This window comes from Enterobacter sp. E14S, assembly GCF_055666685.1.
On the sequence record NZ_JBVODQ010000001.1, the window covers coordinates 1,023,545 to 1,035,217 of the forward strand.

Below are 11,673 nucleotides of genomic sequence, written 5' to 3' on the forward strand. Positions count from 1 at the left end.
ATTGTTATGATTCGTTTAGGAACTGCGCTGCGACCTGCGGCGACGCGAGTGATGCTGTTGGGATCGGGCGAGCTGGGGAAAGAGGTCGCCATTGAATGCCAGCGTTTAGGTGTGGAAGTCATTGCCGTAGACCGTTACGCCGACGCACCCGCCATGCACGTCGCCCATCGTTCTTATGTGATTAACATGCTGGATGGCGAAGCCCTTCGCGAATTGATTACGCGCGAGAAACCCGATTTTGTCGTGCCGGAAATTGAAGCCATTGCCACCGATACGCTGATCGCCCTCGAGCAGGAAGGCCAGCGCGTGGTGCCCTGTGCGAAAGCCGCAAAGCTGACCATGAACCGCGAAGGCATTCGTCGCCTGGCGGCGGAAGAGCTGGGATTGCCCACCTCGAGCTACCGTTTTGCTGGCGATAAGGCCGCGTTTCTGCAGGCCGTCGAGGAAATTGGCTACCCGTGCATCGTTAAGCCGGTGATGAGCTCCTCCGGAAAAGGGCAAAGCTTTATTCGCGACAGCGGCACCCTGGATAACGCGTGGGATTATGCCCAGCAGGGCGGTCGTGCCGGAGCCGGTCGCGTGATCGTCGAAGGCGTCGTGAAGTTTGATTTCGAAATCACCCTGCTGACCGTCAGCGCCGTTGACGGCGTCCATTTCTGCGACCCGATTGGCCACCGTCAGGAAGATGGCGATTACCGCGAATCCTGGCAGCCGCAGCAGATGAGCGCCCTGGCGCTGGAGCGTGCTCAGGAGATCGCCCGTAAAACCGTCCTGGCGCTGGGCGGCTATGGCCTGTTCGGCGTGGAGCTGTTTGTGTGCGGTGATGAGGTGATTTTCAGCGAAGTCTCACCTCGCCCGCATGACACCGGCATGGTCACGCTGATTTCGCAGGATCTCTCCGAATTCGCCCTGCACGTGCGCGCGTTCCTCGGCCTGCCCGTCGGCGGTGTACGTCAGTATGGCCCTGCCGCCTCGGCGGTGATCCTGCCGCAGTTAACCAGCCAGAACGTCACGTTTGATAACGTCGACGGGGCGGTGGGCGCAGGATTGCAGGTACGTCTGTTCGGCAAGCCGGAGATCGACGGAACCCGCCGTCTTGGCGTGGCATTAGCCACCGGGGATAACGTTGACGACGCTGTGGCAAAAGCGAAAGCGGCCGCTGCGAACGTCAAGGTAGAGGGATAAAAAAACGGGCCAGAAGGCCCGTTTTTCATGCTGCGATTAACTTACTGCTTCGCGCCTTCAACCGCTTCGCGAGCCAGTTTGGTAATGCGATCCCAGTCGCCCGCTTCCAGCGCATCTGCCGGAACCAGCCATGAACCACCGATGCACAGCACGCTTTTCAGCGCCAGGTAGTCACGGTAGTTGGCAGGAGAGATACCGCCCGTCGGGCAGAAGCGTACCTGAGAGAAGGGACCCGCAATCGCCTGCAGCGCTTTGGTGCCGCCGTTCGCTTCAGCCGGGAAGAATTTGAACTCTTTCAGACCGTAGTCCATGCCCAGCATCAGTTCAGAGACGGTGCTGATGCCAGGGATCAGCGGAATGGTACCTTCGGTGGCGGCTTTCAGCAGCGGCTCGGTCAGGCCAGGGCTGATGGCGAACTGCGCACCCGCTTCGGTCACTTCTGCCAGCTGCTGCGCGTTGAGAACGGTACCCGCACCGATGATGGCGTCCGGCACTTCTTTGGCGATAGCGCGGATAGCATCCATCGCACAGGCGGTGCGCAGGGTCACTTCCAGAACGCGAACGCCACCCGCAACCAGCGCTTTCGCCATCGGTACAGCGTGCTCCAGCTTGTTTACCACGATAACCGGCACGACAGGGCCAGTGGTCAGGATTGCTTCTGCACTTGTTTTCCAGTTTTTCATCAGAGTTTTCTCTCGCCAGATCGTTAAAATCAAGTCGTCTTAAAACGTAATACAGGTTGCGCCCTGCTCCGCACCGGAGAGTTTCTCACGCAGCGCGCTGAACATTTCGCGTCCGGTCCCCACGCGCGATGCGCTCAGGTCAGGAATATGGGGCTGACGTGCCGCCAGCTCGGCTTCATCCACCAGCAGGATTAACTCGCCCGTCTGGCCGTTCACGCGGATCATGTCACCGTCGCGTACTTTCGCCAGCAGACCGCCGTCGTAGGCTTCCGGCGTCACGTGGATGGCTGAAGGCACTTTACCGGATGCCCCGGAGAGGCGTCCATCGGTGACTAGCGCAATTTTGAAACGGCGGTCCAATAATACACCAAGTGGTGGCATAAGTTTATGTAATTCTGGCATCCCGTTGGCTTTAGGCCCCTGGTGACGCACCACCACCACGCAGTCTTTATCGAGCAGACCGGCGTCAAAGGCGGGTAACACGTCGTGCTGGCTTTCAAATACCACCGCCGGCGCTTCGATAACCTGGTTCTCTTCCGGTACGGCAGAGGTCTTCATTACCGCACGACCGAGGTTGCCGCTCAGCACTTTGGTGCCGCCATGAGGAGAGAACGGTTTGTCGATCGTGGCAATCACCTGCGCATCAAGGGACGCGCTCGCCCCTTCACGCCAGTCCAGCTCGCCGTTGTTCAGCCACGGCTCCTGGGTGTAGCGCTGAAGGCCAAAGCCCGCCACGGTATTCACGTCTTCATGCAGCAGTCCGCCTTTCAGCAGCTCGCGCATCAGCAGCGGTACGCCGCCCGCAGCCTGGAAGTGGTTAATATCCGCCGGACCGTTCGGGTACAGGCGCGCCATCAGCGGCACCACGGAAGAGATCTCGGAGAAGTCATCCCAGTTAATCAGAATGCCCGCCGCACGCGCCATGGCCACCAGGTGCATGGTGTGGTTGGTTGACCCCCCGGTTGCCAGTAGCGCGACAATCCCGTTGACGATGACTTTTTCGTCGACCATTTTGCCCATCGGCATCCATTCGTTGCCGTTGCCGGTCAGACGCGTGACCTGACGGGCCGCGGCCTCGGTCAGCGCCTTGCGCAGCGGCGCATCCGGCTGGATAAAGGACGAGCCCGGAAGCTGCATTCCCATAAATTCCACGACCATCTGGTTAGTGTTAGCCGTACCGTAGAACGTACAGGTGCCCGGCGCATGATAGGACGCGGCTTCCGCTTCCAGCAGCGCCTGACGGTCTGCTTTCCCTTCCGCGTACAGCTGGCGGATACGCACTTTTTCTTTGTTCGGCAGACCGCTCGCCATTGGGCCGGACGGGACGAAGATCGCAGGCAGATGCCCAAACGACAGCGCCGCCATCACCAGGCCCGGGACGATCTTGTCGCACACGCCGAGGTACAGCGCGCCATCAAACATGTTGTGTGACAGGCCCACCGCGGCAGACATCGCAATCACTTCGCGGCTCAGCAGGGACAGCTCCATGCCGTCCTGCCCCTGCGTTACGCCGTCGCACATGGCTGGTACACCGCCCGCCACCTGGCCCACCGCATTTACGCTGTGCAGCGCGTTGCGGATGATAGTGGGATAGACCTCATACGGCTGGTGGGCGGAAAGCATATCGTTATAGGAGGTAATGATGGCGATATTGTTACGCAACATGCTTTTCAGCGACGCTTTATCATCAGGCTGGCAGGCGGCGAAGCCGTGCGCCAGGTTCCCGCAGGCCAGCTGAGATCGGTGGACGGTGCTGCTCTTTGCCTGTTCAATCCGGGCGAGGTAGGCCGAACGGGTCTCTTTCGAGCGCTCGATAATGCGCTGTGTTACGCGTAACAATGTCGGATTCATAAAATCTCCTCTAAATTATCTGTCCGGCTCGGGAGTTTACAAAGTCGCTGGCAGTTGTTAACAACGCTGAAACGCTTGCTGTCCGGAGCTCAGGGGCAAAATCACTTCCGGCAGTGTAATAAAAAAAGCTCCGCGGGTGAATCCACGCGGAGCTTAAAAGTTGAAAATTGTGCCACTAGCTGTGTTAGATCATGTTACCGGTAAAATAACACTTTCGAGCTAGAGTATTATCTTACTCAAACTCGTTCCAGGAGCGGCCATCGCGGGTGATCATCGCCACCGACGCGACAGGTCCCCATGTACCCGCCTGATACGGTTTTGGCGCATCCTGATCGGCCGCCCAGGCTTCGGTGATGGAGTCGACCCATTTCCACGCCTCTTCCACTTCATCGCGGCGCACGAACAGCGCCTGGATACCGCGCATGGTTTCCAGCAGCAGACGCTCGTAAGCATCGGCCAGGTGCGTCTGGTTAAAGGTTTCGGAGTAGCTCAGATCCAGCTTGGTGGTCTGCAGGTTGTGTTTATGATCCAGCCCCGGCACTTTGTTGAGGATCTGGATATCCACCCCTTCGTCCGGCTGCAGTCGAATGGTCAGTTTGTTCTGCGGCAGTTCCTGCCAGGACTCTTTGAACAGGTTCAGTTCCGGGTTTTTGAAGTAAACCACCACTTCGGAACATTTGGCCGGCAGACGTTTACCGGTGCGCAGGTAGAACGGAACGCCCGCCCAGCGCCAGTCGTCGATATCCACGCGGATCGCCACGAACGTCTCGGTGTTGCTGGACTTGTTCGCGCCCTCTTCTTCCAGGTAGCCCGGCACTTTTTTGCCTTGCGCAAACCCGGCGGTGTACTGGCCGCGGACGGTCTTCTCACGCACGTTGGAGCGATCGATGCGGCGCAGTGACTTCAGCACTTTCACTTTTGCGTCACGGATGCTGTCAGCCGTCAGGTCAGATGGTGGAGACATGGCAATCATGCACAGAATTTGCAGCAGGTGGTTCTGGATCATGTCGCGCATCTGACCGGCCTGGTCAAAGTAGCCCCAGCGACCTTCAATCCCCACCTCTTCCGCCACGGTGATTTCCACGTGGTCGATAGTGCGGTTGTCCCAGTTATTCACAAACAGGGAGTTAGCGAAACGCAGCGCCAGCAGGTTCAGTACCGTCTCTTTACCGAGGTAGTGGTCGATACGGTAGACCTGGCACTCTTCAAAGAACTCGCCCACCTGGTCGTTGATTTCACGCGAGGTTGCCAGCGACGTACCCAGCGGCTTCTCCATCACGACGCGCGCCGGTTTGGCGTTCAGTTTGGCTTCGCCCAGACCTTTGCAGATGGCGCCGAAGGTGCTTGGCGGCATGGCGAAATAGTTAATGGTGACACGGTTTTTCTGATCCAGCATCGCGCCTAAGCGGGTAAACGCGCTGACGTCATTAACGTCCAGGTTGCAGAAATCGAGGCGTCCACTCAGGGTATCCCACAAACTTTCATCAATTTTTTCCTTCATGAAAGTTTCGAGCGCCTCGCGGACGACTTTGGTATAAGCGTCCTTATCCCAGTCGGCGCGCCCGACACCCAGGATACGGGTATCCGGATGAATTTGGCCCGCTTTCTCCAGTTGATACAGGGAAGGCAGCAATTTTCGGCGTGCAAGATCGCCTTTCGCGCCGAAAATGACCAGGTCACATGCCTGGGCTGTTTGCGTTACCGCCATGTCATTCTCCTCAGTTGGATCACCTGGTACTTCTGCCAGGTATCGTTGTAATTTTATTACAATGCACTGTACTGCTTTTACGTCATTCCCGAAACCATTAGCGCTTATCGTCGCGTGCGATAACGCGATTTTTCCCCCTTTGGAGGATTACGACGGCGCAATGACGCAACAACCGTCGTTTCTTTGCGCAACGGGGTCACAGCAAAACCCGACACCGATCAAGTAATGAAAAAAAACAACAACATTATCTTGTCGATTGTTACCCTTAATGGAAGCCACAAGGGTAATATCGGCTAAATCGAATCACGATTTCATCAATTTATGAAATCGTTTACACCCATGAGCGTCCTGTTAACATGAACATGCTGGAAAAAATCCAGTTTCAACTGGAACACCTTAGCAAATCCGAGCGAAAAGTGGCCGAGGTCATTCTCGCCTCCCCCGCTCAGGCGATTCATTCAAGCATCGCCGCTCTGGCACAGGAAGCGGGTGTTAGCGAACCGACGGTAAATCGCTTTTGCCGCAGCCTCGAAACGCGCGGCTTTCCTGATTTTAAACTGCATCTGGCACAAAGTCTGGCTAACGGCACCCCATATGTTAATCGTAATGTGGATGAAGACGACAGCGTTGATGCCTATACCGCGAAAATATTTGAATCGGCTATGGCTTCGCTTGACCACGTCCGCCAGTCGCTGGACATGAGTTCCGTGAATCGCGCGGTGGATTTACTCACCCAGGCCAAGCGGATTGCGTTCTTTGGTCTCGGGTCATCGGCAGCCGTGGCGCATGACGCCATGAATAAATTTTTCCGCTTTAACGTCCCGGTTATTTATTCCGATGACATTGTGCTGCAACGCATGAGCTGTATGAATTGCAGTGAAGATGACGTCGTGGTACTGATTTCGCACACCGGGCGCACCAAGAGTCAGGTAGAGCTGGCGCAGCTGGCCCGTGAAAACGATGCCATGGTGATTGCCCTCACCACGGCAGGCACGCCGCTGGCGCGTGAAGCGACGCTGGCGATCACCCTCGACGTACCGGAAGACACCGACATTTATATGCCGATGGTTTCCCGACTGGCGCAGCTCACCGTGATTGACGTGCTGGCAACCGGTTTTACCTTGCGCCGGGGCGCAAAATTCCGGGATAACTTGAAGCGGGTCAAGGAAGCGCTGAAGGAATCGCGTTTTGATAAAGAATTGCTTATAAAGAGCGATGTTCCCTGATAGTTGATAACGAAGACGTAACCAATAATTACGATGTAACGATTTACGGCATTCGGTCCACTCTCCGCTGCCTTGCAGCAGATGAAGGCCGATTCAATGTTCACGCAACACCAAAGTTGTTTCAGTCAACGGAGTATTACATGTCCAGAAGGCTTCGCAGAACCAAGATCGTAACCACCTTAGGCCCGGCCACCGATCGCGATAATAATCTTGAGAAAATTATCGCCGCCGGCGCCAACGTGGTGCGTATGAACTTCTCTCACGGTACGCCAGAAGACCATAAATTACGTGCCGATAAAGTGCGTGAAATCGCAGCCAAACTGGGCCGCCACGTTGCTATCCTCGGCGATTTGCAGGGTCCAAAAATTCGTGTATCGACCTTTAAAGAGGGTAAGGTTTTCCTCAATATCGGCGACAAATTCCTGCTTGATGCCAACCTGGGCAAAGGCGAAGGCGATAAAGAGAAAGTCGGTATCGACTATAAAGGCCTGCCGGCTGACGTGGTGCCGGGCGATATCCTGCTGCTCGACGACGGTCGCGTACAGCTGAAGGTGCTGGAAGTTCAGGGCATGAAAGTGTTCACCGAAGTCACCGTCGGCGGCCCGCTCTCCAACAATAAAGGCATCAACAAACTGGGCGGCGGCCTCTCTGCAGAAGCGCTTACCGATAAAGACAAAGCGGACATCGTGACGGCTGCGCTGATCGGCGTTGACTACCTGGCGGTCTCCTTCCCGCGCTGCGGTGAAGATCTGAACTATGCGCGTCGTCTGGCACGTGATGCAGGCTGCGATGCTAAAATCGTCGCGAAAGTTGAACGCGCGGAAGCCGTTTGCGATCAGGATGCCATGGACGATGTGATCCTCGCGTCCGACGTGGTAATGGTTGCGCGTGGTGACCTGGGCGTAGAAATTGGCGACCCTGAGCTGGTAGGGATCCAGAAAGCGCTGATTCGTCGCGCACGTCAGCTGAACCGCGCGGTGATCACCGCCACTCAGATGATGGAATCGATGATCACCAACCCAATGCCAACCCGTGCAGAAGTCATGGACGTGGCTAACGCCGTGCTGGACGGTACCGATGCGGTGATGCTCTCTGCGGAAACCGCTGCAGGCCAGTATCCGGCAGAAACCGTGGCCGCCATGGCGCGCGTCTGCCTGGGCGCTGAAAAGATCCCAAGCATCAACGTCTCTAAACACCGTCTGGACGTGCAGTTTGACAACGTGGAAGAAGCGATTGCGATGTCTGCGATGTACGCGGCAAACCATCTGAAGGGCGTTACCGCGATCATCACCATGACCGAATCTGGCCGCACCGCGCTGATGACCTCTCGTATCAGCTCTGGTCTGCCGATCTTCGCTATGTCCCGTCACGAACGTACCCTGAACCTGACGGCGCTGTACCGCGGCGTGACGCCGGTTCACTTCGACAGCACCAATGACGGCGTAGCTGCGGCGCACGATGCCGTAAACCTGCTGCGTGACAAAGGCTATCTGGTGTCCGGTGATATCGTCATTGTGACCCAGGGCGACGTGATGAGCACCATCGGCTCAACCAACACCACGCGCGTTATGACCGTCGAGTAATAACGTCTGTGTTAAAAAGCCCTCTCCATCTGGAGAGGGCTTTTTTTATTTCCTCGGATAAAGCTCTTTGCGTTTATAGGGCTCTGTTTCACCCGGTTTCCGCGTTTTAAGCAGCTTCAATATCCACGTGTACTGTTCGGCATGCGGCCCCACCAGGATTTCCACCTCTTCGTTCATTCGACGCGCGATGGTGTGGTCGTCAGCGGTCAGCAGATCGTCCATAGGCGGACGGACCTCAATGCTCAGACGATGCGTTTTGCCGTCATAGACCGGGAACAGCGGGATCACGCGGGCACGACAGACTTTCATCAGGCGACCAATCGCGGGGAGCGTCGCTTTATAGGTCGCAAAGAAATCGACAAACTCGCTGTGCTCGGGGCCGTGGTCCTGATCCGGCAGATAATAGCCCCAGTACCCCTGACGCACCGACTGAATGAAGGGCTTAATGCCATCGTTACGCGCATGCAAACGTCCGCCAAAACGACGACGCACCGTATTCCAGACAAAATCGTAGATTTTATTTCCCTGGTTATGGAACATCGCCGCCATTTTCTGGCCCTGAGACGCCATGAGCATCGCCGGAATATCAACGCCCCAGCCGTGGGGGACGAGGAAAATGACTTTCTCGTCGTTGCGGCGCATCTCCTCGATGATGTCCAGCCCTTTCCAGTCAACGCGATCGACGATTTTATCCGGCCCTTTCAGCGCCAGTTCCGCCATCATCGCCATTGCCTGCGGCGCGGTGGTATACATCTCATCAATGATTGCCTCGCGCTCGGCGTCGCTTTTCTCAGGAAAACAGTAGTAAAGGTTGATCTGCGCGCGACGGCGGGCGCTCTTACCTAAACGCCCGGCCAGACGGCCAATTTTACCGAGAACTGGATCGCGTACAGAGGCAGGCAGCATCGCCATCCCCGCAAAAGTGTAAACACCAAGCCAGGCGCCCCAGTTGCGCGGATGGCGGAAGGATTTTTCAAACTCAGGAATGTATTCAATATTGTTTTTTTTGGTTTCCATGCTGGATCCAGGGTCTGATGACGCAAAATTTTATTCAGATAGTGTAGCGAGGCAGTCGTCCACGCACAAAAGAAAAAGCCGGCGTCAGTGTGCGCCGGCTTTTTTAACAAAAACAGAGGGCTTAGTTTAAGCTCAGCTGCGGCATCACCTCTTTCACCTGCGCCAGATAATCAGTACGATCTTTACCTGTCAGGCCTTCGGTGCGCGGCAGTTTCGCCGTCAGCGGGTTCACGGCCTGCTGGTTGATCCACACTTCATAGTGCAGGTGCGGGCCGGTAGAGCGTCCGGTATTGCCGGAGATCGCGATACGGTCACCACGCTTCACCTTCTGGCCCGGTTTGACCAGCAGCTTACGCAGGTGCATATAGCGGGTCGTATAAGTGCGGCCATGACGTACCGCGACATAATATCCGGCGGCACCGCTACGCTTGGCCACCACCACTTCACCATCTCCAACCGCCAGTACCGGCGTGCCCTGCGGCATGGCAAAGTCAACGCCACGGTGCGGCGCGACGCGCCCGGTTACCGGGTTCAGACGACGCGGGTTAAAGTTAGAGGAGACGCGGAACTGTTTTGCCGTCGGGAAGCGCAGGAAACCTTTTGCAAGGCCCGTACCGCTGCGGTCATAGAACTTACCGTCTTCGGCACGAATCGCGTAGTAATCTTTGCCTTCGGAGCGCAGACGTACGCCCAGCAGCTGGCTTTGCTCGCGCTTGCCGTCCAGCATTTCGCGGGACATCAGGACGGAGAACTCATCGCCCTTCTTCAGCTTGCGGAAATCCATCTGCCACTGCATGGCTTTGATCACCGAGCTGATTTCAGCGCTGGTCAGGCCTGCATCGCGCGCGCTGGAGACAAAGCTCGCGCCCACGGTGCCTTTCAGAACGCTGTTAACCCAGTCGCCCTTCTGCATTTCGCTGGTCATTTTGAAACCGTTTGCAGTGCGATCGTAGGTGCGGGTTTCGCGGCGGGACATTTCCCAGGTCAGACGCTGGAGATCGCCGTCCGCCGTTAATGTCCAGGAGAGCTGTTGTCCGATTTTCAGGTTGCGAAGATCTTTATCCGCAGCCGCCAGCTGGCTGATATTGCCCATGTCGATGCCGTACTGGTTCAGCACGCTGCTCAGCGTATCCCCGGTAGAGACAACATATTCGTGGATACCCGCCTCGTTCTCGGTTTTATCGTCCAGCTCATCCTGCGGGATAGCTTCATCTTCCTGAGCCGCCTGGTCGATAGGCTCACTGGCTTCAGGCAGCAAAGAACGGATTTCGCTCTTTTCAAGCTCAATGGTTTTAATGATAGGGGCAGAACTCGGGTGGTAAACATAGGGCCGCCAGACGGCGACCGCTAAGGTGAGAACTGTAAGCGACCCCAGCATAACGCGGTGGGGTCGTGGCAGATTGTTAAATGCCAGGGCGACAGAGCGGGCTATCTGTTGCACGTATTCACTTCCTCGTTAATCTCCTTTCAGGCAGCTCGCATACTGGTTCGCCAGTTGGCTGAGAAACTGCGAATAGCTCGCTTTGCTCAACTGGATATTCGTACCTAGCGGGTCAAGGGTTCCCATGCGCACGGATGTTCCCCTGGCCACGGCTTCTACGACCGCTGGCCTGAACTGTGGCTCAGCAAAAACGCATGTCGCTTTTTGCTCAACCAACTGTGTTCTGATTTCATGTAAACGCTGCGCACCAGGCTGAATTTCAGGGTTGACGGTGAAGTGGCCCAGTGGGGTCAAACCGTAGTGTTTTTCGTAATAGCCGTAGGCGTCATGAAAAACGAAATACCCTTTACCTTTCAACGGTGCGAGCTCATTACCAACCTGCTTATCGGTTGCGGCTAATTGTGCCTCAAAATCCTTCAGGTTGGCGTCTAGTTTGGCTCGACTTTGCGGCATAAGTTCCACTAATTTGTCGTGGATTGCAACCGCTGAAAGCCGCGCTATCTCTGGGGATAACCAAAGATGCATGTTGTACTCGCCGTGATGGTGATCTCCATCACCTTTTTCGCCGTCTGCGGCATGATGGTCATGTTCGTCGCCGTCGTCATCCGCCCCTTTCATGAGCAACGGTTTCACGCCGGCGAGTTCGGCAATCGCGACCTGTTTTTCGCCAGCAACCTGTTTTGCTGACTTCTGCATGAACGCTTCCATTTCAGGACCAATCCAGACAACTAAGTCCGCGTTTTGTAAGCGTTTTACATCTGACGGGCGCAGGGAATAGTCATGCTCGGATGCACCATCAGGGAGCAGAACCTGGGTTTCCGTTACCCCGTCTGCAATGGCGGACGCGATGAAACCGAGTGGTTTAAGCGAAGCGACAACCGCAGCGTTAACATCTTGTGCGGTTGTACCCCAAAGGGCAGCGGATAATGCTGCGAAAAGAAGCGTATTTTTATGTAACATAATGCGACTAATCATCGTA

General features: G+C 56.2%; 9 protein-coding genes. 3 read left to right on the forward strand and 6 right to left on the reverse strand.

Features of this window, described 5'->3' with window-relative positions; translation table 11 throughout:
* Window positions 1-6 precede the first annotated feature (6 nt).
* The gene (gene purT / locus ACZ6J2_RS04890) at window positions 7-1,185 is read left to right on the forward strand and encodes a formate-dependent phosphoribosylglycinamide formyltransferase (RefSeq protein ID WP_471724993.1); all 1,179 of its coding nucleotides are present in this window, start codon (window positions 7-9) and stop codon (window positions 1,183-1,185) included.
* A gap of 41 nt (window positions 1,186-1,226) precedes the next feature.
* On the opposite strand, the gene kdgA is transcribed toward purT, so the two are convergent.
* From kdgA to zwf, 3 genes are all read right to left on the reverse strand, one after another.
* Window positions 1,227-1,868 carry a bifunctional 4-hydroxy-2-oxoglutarate aldolase/2-dehydro-3-deoxy-phosphogluconate aldolase gene (kdgA, locus tag ACZ6J2_RS04895; RefSeq protein ID WP_014884307.1) on the reverse strand — a complete coding sequence of 214 codons (642 nt, stop codon included), beginning with the start codon at window positions 1,866-1,868 and terminating at the stop codon, window positions 1,227-1,229.
* Window positions 1,869-1,907: 39 nt separating this feature from the next.
* On the reverse strand, window positions 1,908-3,719 hold the full coding sequence (gene edd / locus ACZ6J2_RS04900) for a phosphogluconate dehydratase (protein ID WP_221702165.1): 1,812 nt from the start codon (window positions 3,717-3,719) through the stop codon (window positions 1,908-1,910).
* A gap of 232 nt (window positions 3,720-3,951) precedes the next feature.
* Window positions 3,952-5,427, reverse strand: coding sequence for a glucose-6-phosphate dehydrogenase (gene zwf / locus ACZ6J2_RS04905; protein ID WP_023312228.1), 1,476 nt, complete (start codon window positions 5,425-5,427; stop codon window positions 3,952-3,954).
* 356 nt (window positions 5,428-5,783) lie between these two features.
* Between zwf and ACZ6J2_RS04910 the strand changes: the two genes are divergently transcribed.
* Together ACZ6J2_RS04910 and pyk are read left to right on the forward strand one after the other, a co-directional pair.
* Window positions 5,784-6,653, forward strand: a complete 870-nt coding sequence (locus ACZ6J2_RS04910; RefSeq protein WP_023312229.1) for a MurR/RpiR family transcriptional regulator — start codon at window positions 5,784-5,786, stop codon at window positions 6,651-6,653.
* Window positions 6,654-6,793: 140 nt separating this feature from the next.
* Window positions 6,794-8,236, forward strand: a complete 1,443-nt coding sequence (gene pyk, locus ACZ6J2_RS04915) for a pyruvate kinase (RefSeq protein WP_008500455.1) — start codon at window positions 6,794-6,796, stop codon at window positions 8,234-8,236.
* A gap of 45 nt (window positions 8,237-8,281) precedes the next feature.
* Here the strand turns inward: pyk and lpxM are convergent, their stop codons facing one another.
* The 3 genes from lpxM to znuA form a co-directional block, all read right to left on the reverse strand.
* A complete protein-coding gene (lpxM, locus tag ACZ6J2_RS04920; RefSeq protein ID WP_033145849.1) occupies window positions 8,282-9,253 on the reverse strand; it encodes a lauroyl-Kdo(2)-lipid IV(A) myristoyltransferase in 972 nt (323 codons plus the stop codon).
* A gap of 121 nt (window positions 9,254-9,374) precedes the next feature.
* Entirely contained in the window at window positions 9,375-10,694 is a 1,320-nt protein-coding gene (gene mepM / locus ACZ6J2_RS04925) for a murein DD-endopeptidase MepM (RefSeq protein ID WP_024909694.1), read from the reverse strand.
* A 15-nt stretch (window positions 10,695-10,709) separates the two neighbouring features.
* Window positions 10,710-11,654 carry a zinc ABC transporter substrate-binding protein ZnuA gene (gene znuA, locus ACZ6J2_RS04930; RefSeq protein WP_063439346.1) on the reverse strand — a complete coding sequence of 315 codons (945 nt, stop codon included), beginning with the start codon at window positions 11,652-11,654 and terminating at the stop codon, window positions 10,710-10,712.
* Window positions 11,655-11,673 lie beyond the last annotated feature (19 nt).